The sequence below is a fragment of the Streptomyces sp. AB3(2024) genome, from assembly GCF_041862025.1.
Taxonomy (GTDB): Bacteria; Actinomycetota; Actinomycetes; order Streptomycetales; family Streptomycetaceae; genus Streptomyces.
Genome location: NZ_JBGWAB010000025.1, coordinates 44,673 through 63,932 on the forward strand (window position 1 = coordinate 44,673; position 19,260 = coordinate 63,932).

Sequence of the window (19,260 nt, forward strand, 5' to 3'; positions counted from 1 at the left end):
CTCACTTCGTACGGCGCGTCACGAACTCCGCCAGCGCCAGCAGCCCGCCCGCCGCCGCGAGGTCCGGGACGGCCCGGGACAGCTCCTGCACCGCCCGGCCCATCCGGTCGGCGGCATGGGCCTGCGCCCAGTCCCGCCCGCCGGCCCGTTCCACCGCGCGGGCCGCGGCTCGCACGTCGTCCCCGGCCATCGGGCCCGCGTACAGATCGGCCAGCTCCGCCCCGGCCGGGGTGCCCGAGGTGAGGGCGGCCACGACCGGGAGGGACTTCTTGCGGGCGAGCAGATCGGCCCCGGCGGGCTTCCCGGTGTGCCCCGGATCCCCCCAGATGCCGATCAGGTCGTCGATCAGCTGGAAGGCCAGCCCGGCCTCCCGGCCGAAGGCGTCCATCGCCTCGACCTCCTCCGGCCCGGCCCCCGCGTAGAGCGCGCCCAGGGCGCACGCGCAGCCCAGCAGGGCCCCGGTCTTCGCCGTCGCCATGGTCAGGCACTCGTCGAGCGCGACGTCCGGGCGGCGTTCGAAGGCGCAGTCCGCCTGCTGTCCGGCGCACAGCTCGATGACGCAGGCCGCGAGCCGGGCGGAGGCGGCCGCCGCGGCCGGGTGCGGATCCTCGGCGAACAGCCGCAGCGCGAGCGCCATGACGGCGTCGCCGGTGATGATCGCGTCCGGTATCCCGAAGACGGTCCAAGCCGTGGGACGCCCGCGCCGGCGGACGTCCTTGTCGATGACGTCGTCGTGCAGCAGCGTGAAGTTGTGCGCCAGCTCCACGGCCACCGCCGCCCGTACGACCCCCCGCCCAACAGGCTCACCGGGCTCACCGGGCTCACCGGGCTCACCGGCGAGCGGGCCGCCCAGGGCCTGCGCGGAGGCGAGGACGAGCGCGGGCCGGATGGCCTTGCCCGCACCGCCGTCCGCCGGGCGGCCCTGCTCGTCCTCCCAGCCGAAGTGGTACATCGCCACCCGCCGCATGGACCCGGGCAGGCTCTCGACGGTCCTGCGCAGTTCCGGGTTGACCGTTTCTCTCGTTCGCTCCAGCAGGGCCGCCGCCTCCTGCCCCTCGCCCGCGGCGAGGGCGTTCGCGGTCATCAGCGCCAGCGGCCGATCTCGACGTTCTCCAGCACGCCGAGCGCGTCCGGCACCAGCACCGCGGCGGAGAAGTAGGCGGTGACCAGGTACGAGATGATCGCCTGCTCGCTGATGCCCATGAAGCGCACCGACAGGCTGGGCTCGATCTCGTCCGGGATGCCGGGCTGGTGCAGGCCGATCACGCCCTGCTCGTCCTCGCCCGTGCGCATGCACAGGATGGACGTCGTACGGGCGTCGCTGACCGGGATCTTGTTGGACGGGAAGATCGGCACCCCGCGCCAGGCCGGCACCCGGTGGCCGCCGACGTCCACCGATTCCGGGTAGAGGCCGCGCTTGTTGCACTCGCGGCCGAAGGCGGCGATGGCCTTGGGGTGCGCGAGGAACATCTTGGAGCCGCGCCGCATCGCGAGGAGGGCGTCGAAGTCGTCGGGGGTGGGCGCGCCCTCGTGGGGCTGGATGCGCTGGTCGTAGTCGGCGTTGTGGAGCAGGCCGAAGTCGCGGTTGTTGAGCATCTCGTGCTCCTGGCGCTCGCGCAGCGCCTCGACCGTGAGCCGCAACTGCTGCTCGGTCTGGTTCATCGGCTGGTTGTACAGGTCGGCGACGCGGGTGTGGACGCGCAGGACCGTTTGCGCAATGGAGAGTTCGTACTCGCGCGGGCGGGCCTCGTAGTCGACGAAGGTGCCGGGCAGGACGGCTTCGCCGCGGTGGCCCGCGGAGAGGTCGATCGCGGCCTCGCCGTACGTGTTGGTGCGCTGGGCGGGCGCGGACCGCGCCTGGTCCACGTGCGCGCGCAGCGAGTCGACCCGATCGGCGAGGAGCTGGAAGTCCTGGCGGGAGAGGACGAGGGCGGTGCCGGAGGTTGCGGCGCGGGCGGTGTACTCCCAGATCGCCTCCTCGTCCGTGAGGGCTCCGTCGCCGAAGTAGGCGCCGTCGGCGACGGTGCGCAGGACCGCGTCCTCGCCGTAGGGGCCGGGGCCGATCTGGTCGATGCGGCCGTGGGCGAGCAGGAAGACCCGGTCGGAGGGGCTGCCGAAGGAGGTGAGCTCCTCACCGGCTCCGAAGTCGACCTGGCGGCAGCGGGCGGCGAGTTCGGTGAGGACCTCTTCGTCGTCGTAGTCGCGCAGCAGCGGGAGTTCGCCGAGCTCGGCGGGGATGACCTGGACCTGGGTACCGGTCTTGATGAACTCCACGATGCCGTTGCCGACGGAGTAGCTCAGGCGGCGGTTGACGCGGTAGGCGCCGCCCTGCACCGAGACCCACGGGAGCATCTTCAGGAGCCACCGCGAGGTGATCTCCTGCATCTGCGGCGCGGACTTGGTCGTGGTCGCCAAGTTCCGCGCGGCCGAGGTGCCGAGACTGCGCTGCGGTGTCTGGGGTTCGGTTTCGGAACCCGCCTGGACCGACATGTCTTTCCCTTTCGATCACTCCATGGTCTGCGGGACGGAACACTTCCAGCACGCAACGTGGTGGGACCATTACACAAAAGGGTGGGACTACTCCGTGTGGGTCTGGGCATCCTCTTCGGTTGAACGTCTTCACAGGACCCCCTCCGCACCCCACCGTTTCCGGCCACTTCCCACGCCCCCGCTCCATAAGTTGTATCTGTGATGCAAGTTTTCTAACCTGGGGTCATGCGGCTGACGCGATTCACCGACCTGGCGCTGCGCGTCCTGATGCGCCTGGCCGTCGAGAACGAGGAACTCCCCACCACCCGGGAGGTGGCGGCGACGATGGAGGTCCCGTACACCCACACGGCCAAGGTGGTCGCCCGCCTGCAGCACCTCGGGCTGATCGAGGCGCGGCGCGGCCGCGGCGGCGGGCTCGCGCTCACCCCCGCCGGACGCACCGCGTCGGTCGGCGCCCTGGTGCGGGACCTGGAAGGGGACGGTGACGTCGTGGACTGCGACGGGACGGTCCCGTGCCCGCTGCGCGGGGCGTGCGTCCTGCGCGGCGCGCTGCGCCGGGCCCAGGAGGCCTTCTTCGCCGCCCTGGACCCGCTCACGGTGGACGGGCTCGTGGCGGCCCCGACGGGGCCGCTGCTGCTGGGGATCTCGGGCGGCGGCCGGAGCCGGACCGAAGGTCCCGCCACCGAGGGCCGAATGGCCGATTAGCGGCGCCGCACCGCCCGCCTAGCCTGACCCCGGAGGGCCTCCCGAACGAACGTCCGCATCGCGGAAGCATCCTTCGGTGGGCTTGAATGCGAATCTGAAATACCAATTACACGAGGAGCTCCGCATGCTGTCCGAGAAGTCGACCGCGACCGTACGCGCCACCCTGCCCGCCGTCGGAGCCGCCATCGGCGAGATAGCGGAGCTGTTCTACGAGAAGCTGTTCGCCGCCCACCCGGCCCTGATCCGGGACCTGTTCAACCGCGGCAACCAGAACGCCGGACTCCAGAAGCAGGCCCTCGCCGGTTCCGTCGCGGCCTTCGCGACCCACCTCCTGGCGCACCCGGACACCCGCCCCGACGTGATGCTGAACCGCATCGCGCACAAGCACGCCTCCCTCGGCGTCACCCGCGAGCAGTACCCCGTCGTCCACCGGCACCTCTTCGAGGCCATCGCCGAGGTCCTCGGCGACGCCGTCACCCCCGAGGTCGCCGAGGCCTGGGACGAGGTCTACTGGCTGATGGCGAACGCCCTCATCGCCATCGAGGAACGGCTCTACGCCGAGCAGCGGGTCACCGCCGGCGACGTCTGGCGGGAGTGGACCGTGGCCGCCCGCGTCGAGGAGACGGCGGACTGCACCACCTTCCGCCTCACCCCCGCCGACGGCGCGCCCGCCCCCTCCTTCCGGCCCGGCCAGTACGTCTCCGTCCAGGTCGAACTCCCCGACGGCGCCCACCAGATCCGCCAGTACAGCCTCTCCAGCGCCCCCGGCTCGCCGGTCCGCTCGATCACCGTCAAGCGCGTCCACGGCCCGGCCGCCGGCGGCCCCGACGGCGAGGTCTCCAACCACCTGCACTCCCGGGTCCGCACCGGCGACACCCTGCGCGTCTCGGCCCCGTACGGCGACCTGGTCCTGCGGGACTCCGCCGCGCCGGTGCTGCTGGCCTCGGCCGGCATCGGCTGCACCCCGATGCTGTCGATGCTGGAACACCTCGCCGAGACCGGGCACGCCGCCCCCGTCACCGTCCTGCACGCCGACCGCACCCCGGCCGACCACGCGCTCCGGTCCGACCACCGCTCCCTGACCCACAAGCTCCCCGACGCCTCGGCCCGCTTCTGGTACGAGGCCGACGCCGAACCGGGCGACGCCACCGGGCTCGTGGACCTGGAGTCCGTGGCGGTCGCCCCCGGCACCCGGGCGTACCTGTGCGGCCCGCTCCCCTTCATGCGGTCGGTGCGCGCGCAGCTGATCGCGAAGGGCGTCCCCGCCTCGGACATCCACTACGAGGTCTTCGGTCCGGACCTCTGGCTCGCCTCGGCCTGATGTCCGCTGTCCGGATCGGATCGCACACCGTGCGAATGCCCTAGCGGCGGAACAGCTGCCTCCACTACACCGGTACGTGATGAGACGGACACATACGGTGTCCGTCGCGCACCGCCACACAAGGAGGCGGCCATGTCCGTACCCATGTCCGCGGACCGGTTCCTCGGCGCCCTGCGCGCCGAGGGCCTCACCGTCGTCCAGGTCGGCGCCTGGCGCACCCACAACCGCAACCACAAGGGCCCCTGGGGACCGGTGAACGGGGTGATGATCCACCACACCGTGACCCGGGGCACCGCCTACAGCGTGGAACTCTGCCGCGACGGGGACCCCGACCTGCCCGGCCCGCTCTGCCACGGGGCCATCGGCAAGGACGGCCGCGTCCACCTGGTCGGCTACGGCCGCGCCAACCACGCCGGAGCCGGCGACTCCGACGTCCTGGCGGCCGTGATCGCCGAACGGCGCCTCCCCCCGGACCGCCAGGCCGACACCGACGGCAACCGCCACTTCTACGGCTTCGAGTGCGTGAACCTCGGCGACGGGGAGGACCCCTGGCCGGCCGTCCAGCTCGACGCCGCCGCCCGCGCGGCGGCCGCCGTCTGCCGGGTCCACGGCTGGGGTTCCCGCTCCGTACTGGGCCACCTCGAATGGCAGCCCGGGAAGATCGACCCCAAGGGGTTCACCATGGACTCGATGCGCGCCCGCGTGGCCGAACGCCTCAAGTGATCAAAACCGGTTGACCCCCCGGCCGCCGCCGGGATCCCCTGCACCCATGCCAACCGATCTCCGCATCGTCCCCGTGGCGGCCGACGACGAACAGGCCGTCCACCACTGGCACGACGTCCACAACCTGATCGTCCCCCCGGACGCCCTCACCCTCGCCGAGGTCCGCGAACGCGCCGTGCGCAACCGCCTGGACGTCGCCTACGTCGGCGACACGCTGGTCGGCTGCGCGACCCTGCGCCCGCCCACGCCCGACAACGACGACACGGCCACCCTGATCGCCCGGATCCTCCCCGCCCACCGCCGCCGGGGCCTGGGCACCGCCTTCTACACCCACGTCCTGGAGCGGGCCCGCGCCCTCTCCCCGGCCGCCGTGGAGACGATCGTCCTGGAGTCCAACCAGGACGGCCTGCGCTTCGCCCTCGCCCACGGCTTCACCGAGACCGAGCGCTACCTCCTGCCCGGAGACACCGTCCCCTACCTCACCCTCCGCCTGCCCTGACCCGACAATGGACGGGTGACCCACCCCGAGCTGCTCCCCCGCCCGCCGTCCCCGCTCGTCGAGGCCGCCGACGACCGCTTCGCCGCGCACGGGGTCCGGCTCCTCCTCAAGCGGGACGACCTCGTCCACCCCGAGCTGCCCGGCAACAAGTGGCGCAAGCTCGCGCCCAACCTCCGGGCGGCCCTGGGGGCCGGGCACGAGCGGCTCGTCACCTTCGGCGGGGCCTACTCCAACCACCTGCGGGCCACCGCAGCGGCCGGCCGGCTGCTCGGGCTGGGGACGGTCGGCGTCGTCCGCGGGGACGAGCTCGCCGGACGGCCGCTGAACGACTCCCTCGCCCGCTGCGCGGCGGACGGCATGCGGCTGCACTTCACGACCCGCTCCGACTACCGCCGCAAGGCCGAACCGGAGACCCTGCGGCGGCTGCTGGAGTCGGCCGGGGCCGCGGGCGCGTACGTGGTCCCCGAGGGCGGCAGCAACGCGCTCGCCCTACGGGGGTGCGCCGAACTGGGCCGCGAGCTGCGCGGCGCCTGCGACGTCGTGGCGGTGGCCTGCGGCACGGGCGGCACCCTGGCCGGACTGGCCGCGGGCCTGGACCCGGGCCAGCGGGCCCTGGGCGTACCCGTCCTGGCGGGGGGCTTCCTGGCACCGGAGATACGTTCCCTCCAGCACGAGGCCTTCGGCGGCCCGGCCGGCGACTGGACCCTGGCCGAGGGCTTCGACCACGGCGGCTACGCCCGGATCCCGCAGCCCCTGGAGGCGTTCGCCGCCGACTTCGAGTCCCGCCACGGCGTCCCGGTGGAACGGATCTACGTGGCCAAGCTCCTCTGGGCCCTCACCACCCTCACCCGCGCGGGCACCTTCCCCCCCGGCACCACCCTGACAGCCGTCATCACCGGCCGCCCCTGGCCGGGACGCGGCTACGTCTCCTCCCGGTAGGCCGCCGCCTCCTCCAGGTCCAGCCTGCGCAGCAGCCCCCGCAGCATCTCGTCGTCGATCCGGCGCCCGTCCCGCAGGGACACGAACACCTCCCGCTCGGCCGCGATCATCTCCCGCGCGAGCCGCCGGTAGACGTCGTCCGCGGACTCCCCCGTCAGCGGGTTGACCTCGCCCAGCCGCTCCCACACCGCGTTGCGCCGCCGCTCCAGCACCGTCCGCAGCCGGTCCACCAGCGGCGGCGGCAGGCTGTTGTTCGCCGGGGACTCCAGCAGCTCCACCAGCCGTTCCTCCGCCGCCCGCGAGGCCTCGCTCTGCGCCTGCGCCTCCGCGAGGGTCTCCGCCTGCCGGTCCTTCGGCGGCAGCTTCAGCATCCGGATCAGCGGGGGCAGGGTCAGCCCCTGCACCACCAGGGTCCCGATGACCGTCGTGAAGGTGAGGAACAGGATCAGGTTCCGGTGCGGCACGCCGATCGGCACCGAGAAGGCGATCGCCAGCGACACCACCCCCCGCATCCCGGCCCACCCCACGATCACCGGCGCCTTCCAGTCGGTGTCCGGCTCGCGCAGCCGGATCCGCTCCGACAGCCACCGCGGCACGAAGGTCGCCGGGAACACCCACAGGTACCGCGCGACCACCACCGCCAGGAACACCACCAGCGCGTACCCGAAGGCGGCCGCGCCCTCGTACTCGCCGAGCCCCTTGAGGACCACCGGCAGCTGGAGCCCGATCAACGCGAAGACCACCGACTCCAGCACGAAGGCGACGACCTTCCACACCGCCTCCTCCTGGAGCCGGGTCGCGAAGTCGACCTGCCAGTTGCGGTGGCCCAGGTACAGCGCGACCACCACCACCGCCAGCACGCCCGAGGCGTGCACCCGTTCGGCCGCCGCGTACGCCACGAAGGGGATCAGCAGCGACAGGGTGTTCTGCAGCAGCGGCTCCTTCAGCCGGGTGCGCAGCTGGTGGATCGGCACCATCAGCAGCAGGCCGACGCCGACCCCGCCCACCGACGCCAGCAGGAACTCCGCGATCCCGCCGGCCCAGCCCGCGCCGACCCCGACCGCCGCGGCCAGCGCCACCTTGTAGGCGGTGATGGCGGTGGCGTCGTTGACCAGGGACTCCCCCTGCAGGATGGTCGTGATCCGGTTCGGCAGCCCGAGCCTGCGGGCGATCGCCGTCGCCGCGACCGCGTCCGGCGGTGCGATCACCGCGCCCAGCACCAGCGCCACCGGCGGCGTCAGCCCCGGCACCACCATGTACGTCACCCAGCCGACCGCCAGCGTCGCGAAGAGCACGTACCCCACCGACAGCAGCGCGATCGGCCGCGCGTTGGCCCGCAGGTCCAGGTACGAGCTGTCCACCGCGGCCGTGTGCAGGAGCGGCGGGAGCAGCAGCGGCAGCACGATGTGCGGATCGAGGGTGTACGCGGGCAGTCCCGGCACGTACGCGGCGACCAGACCGACGGCGACGAGCAGCAGCGGCGCGGGCACCGGCGTCCTGCGCGCCAATCCCGCGACGGCGGCGCTCCCCGCCACCAGCGCCACCAGCGGCAATACCTCCATGCGGTTCCATCCCCACTCGTCGCCCCACCCGTACGCTGGCCATCATGAGCGAGTGCACCCACGTTGCCGAACTGCCGCGCCCCGAGCCCGTCCCGCATGCGCCGACCTGTCCCGAATGTGAGGTGCTCGGGAGCCATCCCGTACAGCTGCGGATGTGCCTGGTGTGCGGGCACGTCGGGTGCTGCGATTCCTCCCCGTACCGGCACGCCACCGCGCACCACACGGAGACCGGCCATCCCGTCATGCGCAGCTTCGAGCCGGGCGAGAGCTGGCGGTGGTGTTTTGTCGACGGTTCGATCGTCTGAAGCGGGGTAGGTCAACCCTCCGCCGGTTCCCCTTATTTGGGCCCGCAGACCTCTAGCCACTGTGCGTACCCGTGGGCTTACCATCAGTCACCGGACAGGAGCGGGGTCGGCCCTGGCGTTCCAAAACGGGCGCCATGAGGGGTGCCGCGACACGATCGCCCGGATCGCGGTAGCGTCACCGGCGAACAGAGCTCGTACCACCTTGGAGGTGAGGGTGTCCCAGATCGCAGGCGAGCCCGGGACCCAGGACTTCGTGGAAGTCCGGCTGCCGGCTGCGGGTGCCTACCTGTCGGTGCTGCGAACGGCCACGGCCGGTCTCGCGGCACGTTTGGACTTCACCCTCGACGAGATCGAGGACCTCCGCATCGCCGTGGACGAGGCCTGCGCGATCCTGCTCCAGCAGGCCGTGCCCGGCTCCGTCCTCAGCTGCGTCTTCCGGCTGATCGACGATTCGCTGGAAGTGACCGTCTCGGCGCCGACCACCGACGGGCGCGCACCCGAGCGCGACACGTTCGCGTGGACGGTCCTGTCGGCGCTGGCCGGCAAGGTCGAGGCCACGGTCGAGGAGAACCGGACAGTGAGCATCAGCCTCTACAAACAGCGCGGCGCGGGGCCAGGCCCGGTGTGAGCGGCGGGGAGATCCCGGTGCGGGGCGGGGATCGGCCCCGGGTACGGCACGAGGTCGACGGGGGCATCCCCGAACAGCAGCACGCCCGGCCGCACCCGGCTGACGCGGATGCGGAAGACGGCTTTTTGGACTCGGCGGAGCGACGGGCGGGCCCTATGAGCGAGAACCAGAACGAGGAACCACAACCATCACGGCCACCGGCGGCTGCCACCACGGCCCCGGGCGCGTCCCCCGCGCTGCCGGATCCGCGGGACCGCAGCGGTGCGCGGGCCCTGTTCTTCGAGCTGCGCGAGCTGCCCGAGGGGTCACCGGAGCGGGCGGAGCTGCGCAACCGGCTGGTGCGGATGCACCTGCCGCTGGTGGAGCACCTGGCGCGGCGGTTCCGCAACCGCGGCGAGCCGCTGGACGACCTGACCCAGGTCGCCACCATCGGCCTGATCAAGTCGGTGGACCGGTTCGACCCGGACCGGGGCGTCGAGTTCTCGACGTACGCCACGCCCACCGTGGTCGGCGAGATCAAGCGGCACTTCCGTGACAAGGGCTGGGCGGTACGGGTGCCCCGGCGCCTGCAGGAGCTGCGGCTCTCGCTGACCACGGCCACGGCGGAACTGTCCCAGCAGCACGGCCGCTCCCCCACGGTGCACGAACTGGCGGAGCGGCTGGGGATCTCCGAGGAGGAGGTGCTGGAGGGGCTGGAATCGGCCAATGCCTACAGCACGCTCTCCCTGGACGTGCCGGACACCGACGACGAGTCGCCGGCGGTCGCGGACACGCTGGGGTCGGAGGACGAGGCACTGGAGGGCGTCGAGTACCGCGAGTCCCTCAAGCCGCTGCTGGAGGGGCTTCCGCCGCGGGAGAAGCGGATCCTGCTGCTGCGGTTCTTCGGCAACATGACCCAGTCGCAGATCGCGCAGGAGGTCGGCATCTCCCAGATGCACGTCTCCCGGCTGCTGGCCCGCACCCTGGCCCAGCTCCGCGAGAAGCTCCTGGTCGAGGAGTAGCCGTCGAGGAGTAGCCGTCGAGGAGTAGCCGGGGAGCGGTGCGCGGGACGGACTATCGGGCCTGGTCTCCGGGTCCGATTCCGAGCGCCCGGGTCGCCGTCGGGTTCACGAGGAGGACCACGACGGCCACCGCGGCCAGGGCCAGGGCGACGGCGGCGATCCGCATCGCGCCGCCGGTGTTCCACAGGGTCCAGGCCACCGGCATCGCCATCAGCTGGGTGATCAGCGCCGGGCCGCGACTCCAGCGGCGGCCCAGGCGCAGCCCGCGCGCCGCGATCAGCGGCAGGGCGGCGAGCCCGAGCAGGGTGATCCCCCCGGTCTCGGCCTGCTGCGGGGAATCGGGGTGGCCCGCGATGCCGACGAACAGCATGTAGAGGCCGAGTCCGGCCAGGGCCAGACCCTCCAGCGCGGTGAGCGCCGCGGCGCCGGTCAGCCGGCCGGGCAGGGTCGCGGGCTCCGCTCCGTCGGCGGCGACGGGGGCGGCGGGGGTGTGGGGGGTCGGCTCTTTGCTCACCCCAGCAGGGTAGCCGCGGCCCGCGGAGCGCCGACGGTACGGTCGATAGAGGTCGCATATGACGGGGTGGGTAGTCTGGCGCTCATGCGTGCACTTCTCGTGGCCAACCCAGCAGCGACGACCACCAGTGCGCGCACGCGCGACGTCCTGACCCATGCGCTCGCCAGCGAGATGAAGCTGGAGGCGGTGACCACCGAGTACCGGGGGCACGCCCGCGACCTGGGCCGCAAGGCCGCGCACGAGGGGGTGGACCTCGTGGTGGCGCTGGGCGGCGACGGCACCGTGAACGAGGTCGTCAACGGACTGCTGCACGAGGGCCCCGATCCCGAGCGGCTGCCGCGGCTGGCGGTGGTCCCCGGCGGTTCGACGAACGTCTTCGCCCGCGCGCTCGGGCTGCCCAACGATGCGGTGGAGGCGACCGGAGCCCTGCTGGACGCGCTGCGGGAGCGGCGCGAGCGGACGGTGGGGCTGGGGCTGGCCGCCGGCACCCCGGGGACGGAGGACGAGTCGGTCCCGGCCCGCTGGTTCACGTTCTGTGCGGGCTTCGGCTTCGACGCGGGCGTGGTGGGGCGGGTCGAACAGCAGCGCGAACGCGGCAAGCGTTCGACGCACGCCCTGTACGTGCGACAGCTCATGCGCCAGTTCTGGGAAGAGCCGAACCGCCGGCGCGGGACGATCACGCTGGAGCAGCCCGGCGCGGATCCCGTGACGGATCTGGTGCTGTCGATAGTCTGCAACACCTCGCCCTGGACATATCTGGGCAATCGTCCGCTTTACGCCTCTCCGGAGGCGTCGTTCGATACTGCGCTTGACGTATTGGCCCTCGACCGTTTGTCAACTCCGGCCGTCGCCAGGTACGCCACGCAGCTCCTGACCTCGACTCCTGAGCGCGGTCCGCACGGCAAGCACGCGGTGTCTCTGCACGATCTGACCGACTTCACCTTGCATTCGAAGGTTCCCCTCCCGTTCCAGATGGACGGGGACCACCTCGGACTGCGCACCAGCGTTCGGTTCACAGGCGTACGCCGTGCACTGCGTGTGATTGTGTGAGTGGAAGGGCCAAAAGTCCTTCCACTCGAACGTTTACACGCCGGTCCACCCCCAGGAACTAGGGCTGTGACCTAGTAGACACCGACGAATCCAAAAAAACTTTCCGGAAGGGGTTGTATCCCCGTCCGAGGTTTGCGAATCTCTACATGGCGATCGGGACAGCCCGCAAAACCCGGCACCCACACAGAACGCCAGAACCCCTCCACGAATCTTCGGACCCCACCAGTCACCTGGGGGTCGGCCCTTCCCTCACGGGGGGATTCGTGAAAGCGTTCACATTCACAAGCAACCTGCCCGCAATACAAGGAGATGGAGCAGCCATGGACTGGCGTCACAACGCCGTTTGCCGCGAGGAAGACCCCGAGCTCTTCTTCCCCATCGGCAACACCGGTCCTGCGCTGCTGCAGATCGAGGAAGCCAAGGCCGTCTGCCGCCGTTGCCCCGTCATGGAGCAGTGCCTGCAGTGGGCGCTCGAGTCCGGTCAGGACTCCGGCGTCTGGGGTGGCCTCAGCGAGGACGAGCGCCGCGCCATGAAGCGCCGCGCCGCTCGCAACCGGGCGCGTAACGCCACCGCCTGACATCGACTTTTCGAGCCTCGACGCGCAGCGCGTAGTACCAGACAAGCGCTCAGCAACGTGCTCTTGAGCCCCGGACCGGGAACCATTCGGTCCGGGGCTCAGTGCTGTTCCGGTCACGTTGCGTGACGGGATCGCGGGTCCCGCGGCGGGCTACTTCTGCGGGCTCGCCGGCACGTCGAGGACGACCTTGGTGCCGCGCGGCTCGGCCCGGAGCATGTCGAAGGTGCCGCCGAGCTCCCCCTCCACGAGGGTCCGTACGATCTGCAGCCCGAGGTTGCCGGCCCGCTGCGGGTCGAAGCCCTCGGGCAGGCCGCACCCGTCGTCGAGCACCGTGATCAGCAGCCGGGCGTCGGCGCGGCCGGTTCCGGAGCGGGTCGCGGACACCTCGACCGTGCCGCCCTCCCCCTGGGTGAAGGCGTGCTCCAGGGCGTTCTGGAGGATCTCGGTCAGCACCATCGACAGCGGAGTGGCGACCTCCGCGTCCAGGATCCCGAAGCGGCCGATGCGTCGGCAGCGCACCTTTCCGGGCGAGATCTCGGCGACCATCGCGATCACGCGGTCGGCGATCTCGTCGAACTCGACGCGCTCGTCGAGGTTCTGAGACAGGGTCTCGTGCACGATCGCGATCGAACCGACGCGGCGCACCGCCTCGTTCAGCGCCTCGCGGCCGTTCTCCGAATCCATCCGGCGAGCCTGGAGGCGCAAGAGCGCGGCCACGGTCTGGAGGTTGTTCTTCACCCGGTGGTGGATCTCCCGGATGGTGGCGTCCTTGGTGATCAGTTCGCGTTCGCGACGGCGCAGTTCGGTGACGTCGCGGCAGAGCACGAGGGAGCCGATCCGGGTCCCCTTGGGCTTGAGCGGGATGGCGCGCAGCTGGATGACCCCGCCGTTGCCCTCGACTTCGGTCTCCCGGGGAGCCCAGCCGCTGGCCAGTTTGACGATGGCCTCGTCCACCGGGCCCCGGGTGGGGGCGAGTTCGGCGGTGGTGGTGCCCAGGTGCTGGCCGACCAGGTCGGAGGCGAGGCCCAGGCGGTGGTAGGCGGAGAGCGCGTTGGGGGACGCATAGGTCACCACGCCCTCGGCGTCGAGCCGCATCAGGCCGTCCCCGGCGCGCGGGGAGGCGTCCATGTCGACCTGCTGGCCGGGGAAGGGGAAGGAACCCGCGGCGATCATCTGCGCGAGGTCGGAGGCGGACTGGAGGTAGGTGAGCTCCAGCCGGCTGGGTGTACGCACAGTGAGCAGATTGGTGTTCCGCGCGATCACGCCGAGGACCCGGCCCTCGCGGCGGACGGGGATCGACTCGACGCGGACCGGCACCTCCTCGCGCCACTCGGGGTCGCCCTCGCGCACGATGCGGCCCTCGTCGAGGGCGGCGTCGAGCAGCGGGCGGCGGCCGCGCGGCACCAGGTGGCCGACCATGTCGTCCTGGTACGAGGTGGGGCCGGTGTTCGGGCGCATCTGCGCGACCGATACGTAGCGGGAGCCGTCGAGGGTGGGCACCCAGAGCACGAGGTCGGCGAAGGAGAGGTCGGAGAGCAGCTGCCACTCCGAGACCAGCAGGTGGAGCCACTCCAGGTCGGTTTCACTGAGAGCGGTGTGCTGGCGTACGAGGTCGTTCATGGAGGGCACGTGGCGAGCGTACCCCGGGTACGGGGATGACTTTCCACACGGCGAATACTCAGGAGTACCCAGGAGGGGCCCACTCCGCGTACTGTTGGATGAAGTGACGGGATTGCAGACCCCGCCATTGGATGGACAGAAGAGATTGGTCTAGTCCACAATTGTGCCAAGTTTCCGCCCTCCCCGCACAGGAGGACGGATCGAGGTAACCGCGCGCTCTGCCCTGACCGCGCAGGCACCTCCCACCGGCCGTCGGGAACCGCACACCCGGTCGGCCGTAAGTACTCCGGGCTACGGTGCCGGGCGGGCTGAGGGTCCCGTCCTGCACCGTGGCCCAGAGGAAGGCAACGCTGCGGAAAGCCGGCGCGACGGAAAGTGAGCGCGTCGAAGGGGTGCGGCACGATCGAATTCGCCGCCCGGGAATTCCCCCGCCGATAGGCCGCGGAAATCCACGCGGGTCCCCTACGCCGGCCAGGCGCCCAGCGCCAGCTCCGCCACGGCTTCCAGCTCTTCCCGGCCCGCCCCGTCGCGCGACTGCTGCGACATCCCCTGGAGCACGGCCCCCGCGTAGCGGGCCAGCGCCCGTGCGTCCGTGCCGGCGGGCAGCTCGCCGGTGGCGATGTCGGCCCGGATGCGGCTCTCGAACAGCTCCAGGTTGGCGTTGCGCCGCTCGCGCAGGGCGTCGGCCACCTCCTGCGAGGTGGTGTTGACCGCGGCGCTGATCACCATGCAGCCCGGTGGGTGGGCCGGGTCGGTGTAGATCTCGGCGGCCTCGCGCAGGATCCGGCCGATGGCGGCGCGGGCGGTGGGCTCCTCGGCGAGGGCGACGCCCGCGAAGTCCGCGTACCGGCCGCCGTAGACCACCACGACCTCGTCGAAGAGCTTGCGCTTGTCGCCGAAGGCGGCGTAGAGGCTGGGCGCGCCGATGCCCAGGGTCCTGGTCAGATCGGCGATGGACGTCGCCTCGTAGCCGTTCTCCCAGAAGGCGAGCATGGCCTTGTCGAGGGCGGCGTCCCGGTCGAAGGAGCGGGGCCTGCCGCGTTGTCCGGTCACCATGCGCCACATTCTATAGCGGCCGTTAGACATCTGGTACGGTCCTTTCTGTAGCGACCACTAGCGAATGCTGAAGGGGGGCGCGTCATGGGCGTGCTCAAGGGGAAGACGGCACTGGTCACGGGCGGCAGCAGGGGGATCGGACGGGCGGTGGCCGAGCGCCTCGCCCGCGACGGCGCCCTGGTCGCGGTCCACTACGGACACGACGAGGCGGCCGCGAAGGAGACCGTCGCGGCGATCGCGGCGGCCGGGGGCCGCGCCTTCGCCATCGGGGCGGAGCTCGGGGTGGCGGGGGACGCGCAGGCGCTCTGGGCGGCGTACGGGGCCCATCCGCGGGCCACGGAGCGGGTGGACGTCCTGGTGAACAACGCCGGGGCGGCGACCTTCGCCGGCATCGAGGAGACGGACGAGGAGACCTTCCAGCGGATCCAGGCGCTCAACGCCCAGGCGCCCTTCTTCGTGATCAAGCACGGGCTGGAGCGGCTGACCGACGGGGGTCGGATCGTCAACGTGACCGGCACCCCCGCCATCGCGCTGCCGGCGATCCTCGCCACGATCATGGCCAAGGGCGCGGTGAACGCGCTGACCGTGTCCCTGGCCGCCGCGCTCGCCCCGCGCGGGATCACCGTGAACTCGGTGGGCCCGGGCATCACCGAGACCGACCTCAACGCCGCCTGGCTCGCCGATCCGCAGGCCCGCGCGCACGCCTCCTCGCGGTCGGTCTTCGGCCGGGTGGGCACCCCGCAGGAGGTCGCCGACGTGGTGGCCTTCCTGGCCTCGCCGGACTCCCGCTGGGTCACGGGCCAGCACCTGGACGCCACGGGCGGTCTGCAGCTGGCGCTGTAGGGCGCCCCGGCGCGCGGCCGGGCGGAGGGTGGGGATCGGGAACACGATGGAAGGGGCACGAGCCTGCCCATCGGCGGGCACGCTCTGCTAGATTGGTCTATACCACAAGTGTCCGCACTCCTCTCAGATCGGCAGGCCCCGCGTGGAAGTTGTCATCGTCCCGGACGCCAAGGCAGGCGGCGAGCTCATCGCGGAGGCCATGGCCGCCCTGGTCCGCCGCAAGCCCGACGCCCTGCTCGGCGTGGCGACCGGCTCTACCCCGCTGCCCGTCTACGAAGCCCTCGCCGCCAAGGTCAGGGCCGGCGAGGTCGACGTCTCCGGGGCCCGGATCTGTCAGCTCGACGAGTACGTCGGCCTGCCGGCCGGGCACCCGGAGTCCTACCGCGCCGTCGTGCTCCGCGAGGTCGTGGAGCCGCTCGGGCTGACCGAGGGGTCCTTCATGGGTCCCGACGGCTCCGCCGCCGACGTCCAGGCCGCCTGCGCGGCCTACGACCAGGCCCTCGCGGACGCCGGCGGGGTGGACCTCCAGCTGCTGGGCATCGGCACGGACGGCCACATCGGCTTCAACGAGCCGTGCTCCTCCCTGGCCTCCCGCACCCGGATCAAGACGCTGACGGAGCAGACCCGCGTGGACAACGCGCGCTTCTTCGAGGACGACATAGACCAGGTGCCCCACCACGTCATCACCCAGGGCATCGGCACCATCCTCGACGCCCGCCACCTGGTCCTGCTGGCCACCGGCGAGGGCAAGGCCGAGGCCGTCGCGCAGACCGTCGAGGGCCCGCTGTCCGCGCTGGTACCGGCCTCCGCGCTGCAGCTGCACCGGCACGCCACCGTCGTCGTGGACGAGGCGGCCGCCTCGAAGCTGAAGCTGGCCGACTACTTCCGCCACACCTTCGCCGACAAGCCCTCCTGGCAGGGCCTGTAGGAGCACCGGCGCCACGCGAAGGGCCGGGCCCCCTCCTCGGGGGCCCGGCCCTTCGCGCGTGCCCGGACGCGCGGCGGCGCCGGACACCCCCGTGACGGGTGCCCGGCGCCGCGTCCGGCGGTGTCAGTCCCGCCGCGTGCCCGCGATGACCTCGGCGGCGGCCCGCCCGCAGACGCGGGAGGCTCCGTGCGTGGCGACGTACAGGGCCCCGCGCGGCTCGGCGAGCGGGACGCCCATCTCCACGACCACCGTGTCCGGCCGGGCCGCGACCAGGGCGTCCAGCACCTCGGTCATCCAGGGGTGCCGGTGCGCGTCGCGCACCACGGCGACGACCGTACGGGACCCCGCGGCGGCCAGTACGTCCCCGGCGGCGCTGCCCTCGGGGTAGACGCCCGACCCGGTGCCCGGGACCAGCTCGGCCAGCTCCGCGGCCACCCCCCACGGGGTCTCGTCGCCGACCGCGATGTTCGCGACGGGCGCGAGCGTGGCCACGTAGGGGGCGGACACGGTGGCCGGGGTGCCCGAGACGGCCACCGCGCGGCGGGCCGCCGTCAGGCCGATGCCGGACGCGCGGCTCCCCTCCGGTCGCGCGTCCGGCCGGGCCCGGCGGGTCCATTCGGCGAGGGCACGCACCCGGGCGGCGGCGTCGGCGAGCCGCTCCTCCGGCAGCGTGCCCTCGCGTACGGCGGCCACGAGGGCGTCCCGCAGGCTCAGGACGGTCGCCTCGTCGGCCAGTCCCCCGCCGACGCAGATCGCGTCGGCGCCGGCGGCGATGGCCAGCACCGAGCCGCGCTCGATGCCGTACGTCCCGGCGATGGCGTTCATCTCCATGCCGTCGGTGACGATGAGGCCCTCGTAGCCGAGCTCCTTGCGCAGCAGACCGGTCAGGATCTGCGGGCTGAGCGTGGCCGGGCGGGTCGGGTCGAGGGCGGGCACCAGGATGTGCGCGCTCATCACGGCCCTGGTACCGGCCTCGATGGCCGCCTTGAACGGGACCAGTTCGCGGACCTGGAGGGTGTCCAGGTCCACGTCGATGCGGGGCATGGCGTGGTGGGAGTCGACATTGGTGTCGCCGTGGCCCGGGAAGTGCTTGGTGCAGGCGGCGACCCCGGCGTCCTGGAGGCCCTCGACGTAGGCGGCGGTGTGCCGGGCCACCAGAGCGGTGTCGGCGCCGAAGGAGCGGACGCCGATGACCGGGTTGTCGGGGTTGGAGTTGACGTCAGCGGACGGCGCCCAGTTGAGGTTGACCCCGCACTCGGCGAGGCGGCGCCCCAGTTCCCGGGCGACCTCGCGGGTCAGGGCGGTGTCGTCGACGGCGCCGAGCGCGAGGTTGCCGGGGAAGGACGAGCCGCCCCGGACCTCCAGGCGGGTGACGTCCCCGCCCTCCTCGTCGATGGCGACGAGGACGTCGTCCCGTTCGGCGCGCAGTTGCGCGGTCAGGGCGGCGAGCTGCTCCGCGGAGGCGATGTTGCGGCCGAAGAGGCCCACGGCGGTGAGGCCTTCGCCGACCCGGCGCAGCACCCAGGCGGGGGCGGTGGTGCCCTCGAAGCCGGGCTGGAGGACGGCGAGGGCGTCGCGGGTGAGGGTGTCCGTTCGGTGCGCAAGGACAGTCATGGGCCGTTATCCCTTCACGGCGCCGGCGGTCATGCCGCCGACGGCCTTGCGCTGGAGGAAGATGAAGATCAGCAGGACCGGGACGGCGAACAGCGAGGACGCGGCCATGGTGGCGCCCCAGTCGTTGCCGAAGGCGGTTTTGAACTGGGTCAGCCACAGCGGCAGGGTCTGCGCGGTCTTGTCCTTGTTCAGGATCAGGACCATCGCGAACTCGTTCCAGGCGGTGATGAAGCCGAAGAGCGAGGTGGACATCAGACCGGGCGCCAGCAGCGGGAAGATCACCTTGCGGAAGGCCTGGCCGCGGGTGCAGCCGTCGATCTGGGCGGCTTCCTCCAGGCTCACCGGGACGGCGGCGATGAAGCCGCGCAGGGTCCAGATGGTGAAGGGGAGGACCATCACGAAGTAGATCGCGGTGAGCATCGGGAGGCTGTTCAGCATCTCGGCGTCACGCAGGATCATGTACATCGCGATGACCATGACCTCCCAGGGGGCCATCTGCGCCATCATCACGGCCAGGACCATGCCCTTGCGGCCGCGGAACTTCATGCGGGCGATCGCGAAGCTCGCGGCGAGGGCGACGAGCAGGGCCAGCAGGACCGCGCTGACGGTGACGACGAGACTGTTCGTCACGTACGTCCAGAAGTTGTCGACCCCGGTGGCCTTCTCGAAGTTCTCCGTCGTCGGGGTGAAGACGAACACCGGGTCCTTGGTGAGGATCTCGCTCGACGGCTTCAGCGCCGAGGAGAACATCCAGTAGACCGGGAAGAGGAAGAGCAGGGCCAGCAGCAGGGCGCCGAGGTTCTTGGCGACGGTCCCGGGGCGCAGCGGCCCGCGGGTGCGCAGCCGCTGGGCGGGCTGTGCGGACGGGGTGGTCTGGGCCGGCT

The 19,260-nt window shown here is 72.0% G+C and carries 20 protein-coding genes; 12 read left to right on the forward strand and 8 right to left on the reverse strand.

What is annotated here, in order from left to right:
- Position 1: 1 nt before the first annotated feature.
- Positions 2-1,084, reverse strand: coding sequence for a family 2 encapsulin nanocompartment cargo protein polyprenyl transferase (locus tag ACEPPI_RS13630; protein ID WP_373915493.1), 1,083 nt, complete (start codon positions 1,082-1,084; stop codon positions 2-4).
- Complete coding sequence (locus ACEPPI_RS13635) at positions 1,084-2,490, reverse strand: family 2B encapsulin nanocompartment shell protein (RefSeq protein WP_373915494.1); 1,407 nt, start codon at positions 2,488-2,490, stop codon at positions 1,084-1,086. Before ACEPPI_RS13635 ends, ACEPPI_RS13630 begins: the two co-directional genes overlap by 1 nt.
- Before the next feature lie 225 nt (positions 2,491-2,715).
- Here ACEPPI_RS13635 and ACEPPI_RS13640 point away from each other — a divergent pair, with 225 nt between their 5' ends.
- The 5 genes from ACEPPI_RS13640 (at position 2,716) to ACEPPI_RS13660 (ending at position 6,677) form a co-directional block, all read left to right on the forward strand.
- A complete protein-coding gene (locus ACEPPI_RS13640) occupies positions 2,716-3,195 on the forward strand; it encodes an Rrf2 family transcriptional regulator (RefSeq protein ID WP_373915495.1) in 480 nt (159 codons plus the stop codon).
- Between the two features lie 124 nt (positions 3,196-3,319).
- Positions 3,320-4,516 (forward strand): globin domain-containing protein, encoded by a 1,197-nt coding sequence (locus ACEPPI_RS13645; RefSeq protein ID WP_373915496.1) that lies wholly within the window; start codon positions 3,320-3,322, stop codon positions 4,514-4,516.
- A 132-nt stretch (positions 4,517-4,648) separates the two neighbouring features.
- Complete coding sequence (locus ACEPPI_RS13650) at positions 4,649-5,239, forward strand: N-acetylmuramoyl-L-alanine amidase (RefSeq protein ID WP_373915497.1); 591 nt, start codon at positions 4,649-4,651, stop codon at positions 5,237-5,239.
- A 46-nt stretch (positions 5,240-5,285) separates the two neighbouring features.
- Positions 5,286-5,738: a GNAT family N-acetyltransferase gene (locus ACEPPI_RS13655; protein WP_373915498.1), complete on the forward strand. Its 453-nt coding sequence runs from the start codon at positions 5,286-5,288 to the stop codon at positions 5,736-5,738.
- A gap of 15 nt (positions 5,739-5,753) precedes the next feature.
- Positions 5,754-6,677, forward strand: coding sequence for a 1-aminocyclopropane-1-carboxylate deaminase/D-cysteine desulfhydrase (locus ACEPPI_RS13660; protein ID WP_373915499.1), 924 nt, complete (start codon positions 5,754-5,756; stop codon positions 6,675-6,677).
- On the opposite strand, the gene ACEPPI_RS13665 is transcribed toward ACEPPI_RS13660, so the two are convergent.
- Positions 6,659-8,239 (reverse strand): Na+/H+ antiporter, encoded by a 1,581-nt coding sequence (locus ACEPPI_RS13665; protein WP_373915500.1) that lies wholly within the window; start codon positions 8,237-8,239, stop codon positions 6,659-6,661. The two genes, ACEPPI_RS13660 and ACEPPI_RS13665, sit on opposite strands and share 19 nt — an antisense overlap.
- A gap of 44 nt (positions 8,240-8,283) precedes the next feature.
- Between ACEPPI_RS13665 and ACEPPI_RS13670 the strand changes: the two genes are divergently transcribed.
- The 3 genes from ACEPPI_RS13670 (at position 8,284) to ACEPPI_RS13680 (ending at position 10,173) form a co-directional block, all read left to right on the forward strand.
- Positions 8,284-8,544, forward strand: a complete 261-nt coding sequence (locus ACEPPI_RS13670) for a UBP-type zinc finger domain-containing protein (protein WP_373915501.1) — start codon at positions 8,284-8,286, stop codon at positions 8,542-8,544.
- Between the two features lie 214 nt (positions 8,545-8,758).
- Positions 8,759-9,172: an anti-sigma regulatory factor gene (locus tag ACEPPI_RS13675; protein WP_266842211.1), complete on the forward strand. Its 414-nt coding sequence runs from the start codon at positions 8,759-8,761 to the stop codon at positions 9,170-9,172.
- 17 nt (positions 9,173-9,189) lie between these two features.
- Positions 9,190-10,173, forward strand: a complete 984-nt coding sequence (locus ACEPPI_RS13680) for an RNA polymerase sigma factor SigF (protein WP_373915502.1) — start codon at positions 9,190-9,192, stop codon at positions 10,171-10,173.
- Positions 10,174-10,225: 52 nt separating this feature from the next.
- Here ACEPPI_RS13680 and ACEPPI_RS13685 read toward each other — a convergent pair whose 3' ends face one another.
- Positions 10,226-10,687 carry a hypothetical protein gene (locus ACEPPI_RS13685; RefSeq protein ID WP_373915503.1) on the reverse strand — a complete coding sequence of 154 codons (462 nt, stop codon included), beginning with the start codon at positions 10,685-10,687 and terminating at the stop codon, positions 10,226-10,228.
- An 84-nt stretch (positions 10,688-10,771) separates the two neighbouring features.
- Here ACEPPI_RS13685 and ACEPPI_RS13690 point away from each other — a divergent pair, with 84 nt between their 5' ends.
- Both ACEPPI_RS13690 and ACEPPI_RS13695 read left to right on the forward strand, forming a co-directional pair.
- A complete protein-coding gene (locus ACEPPI_RS13690; RefSeq protein WP_373915504.1) occupies positions 10,772-11,737 on the forward strand; it encodes a diacylglycerol kinase family protein in 966 nt (321 codons plus the stop codon).
- Positions 11,738-12,057: 320 nt separating this feature from the next.
- Positions 12,058-12,315: a WhiB family transcriptional regulator gene (locus tag ACEPPI_RS13695; protein WP_004937597.1), complete on the forward strand. Its 258-nt coding sequence runs from the start codon at positions 12,058-12,060 to the stop codon at positions 12,313-12,315.
- Positions 12,316-12,465: 150 nt separating this feature from the next.
- Here ACEPPI_RS13695 and ACEPPI_RS13700 read toward each other — a convergent pair whose 3' ends face one another.
- Both ACEPPI_RS13700 and ACEPPI_RS13705 read right to left on the reverse strand, forming a co-directional pair.
- Complete coding sequence (locus tag ACEPPI_RS13700) at positions 12,466-13,935, reverse strand: sensor histidine kinase (RefSeq protein ID WP_266844024.1); 1,470 nt, start codon at positions 13,933-13,935, stop codon at positions 12,466-12,468.
- Between the two features lie 462 nt (positions 13,936-14,397).
- The gene (locus ACEPPI_RS13705; protein ID WP_373915505.1) at positions 14,398-14,991 is read right to left on the reverse strand and encodes a TetR/AcrR family transcriptional regulator; all 594 of its coding nucleotides are present in this window, start codon (positions 14,989-14,991) and stop codon (positions 14,398-14,400) included.
- Positions 14,992-15,075: 84 nt separating this feature from the next.
- Here ACEPPI_RS13705 and ACEPPI_RS13710 point away from each other — a divergent pair, with 84 nt between their 5' ends.
- The gene (locus ACEPPI_RS13710) at positions 15,076-15,834 is read left to right on the forward strand and encodes an SDR family oxidoreductase (protein WP_373915506.1); all 759 of its coding nucleotides are present in this window, start codon (positions 15,076-15,078) and stop codon (positions 15,832-15,834) included.
- Positions 15,835-15,976: 142 nt separating this feature from the next.
- The gene (nagB, locus tag ACEPPI_RS13715; protein WP_373915507.1) at positions 15,977-16,762 is read left to right on the forward strand and encodes a glucosamine-6-phosphate deaminase; all 786 of its coding nucleotides are present in this window, start codon (positions 15,977-15,979) and stop codon (positions 16,760-16,762) included.
- A 123-nt stretch (positions 16,763-16,885) separates the two neighbouring features.
- Here the strand turns inward: nagB and ACEPPI_RS13720 are convergent, their stop codons facing one another.
- Entirely contained in the window at positions 16,886-18,376 is a 1,491-nt protein-coding gene (locus ACEPPI_RS13720; protein ID WP_373915508.1) for a glycoside hydrolase family 3 protein, read from the reverse strand.
- A 6-nt stretch (positions 18,377-18,382) separates the two neighbouring features.
- Positions 18,383-19,201 (reverse strand): carbohydrate ABC transporter permease, encoded by an 819-nt coding sequence (locus ACEPPI_RS13725; protein ID WP_373915516.1) that lies wholly within the window; start codon positions 19,199-19,201, stop codon positions 18,383-18,385.
- Positions 19,202-19,260 lie beyond the last annotated feature (59 nt).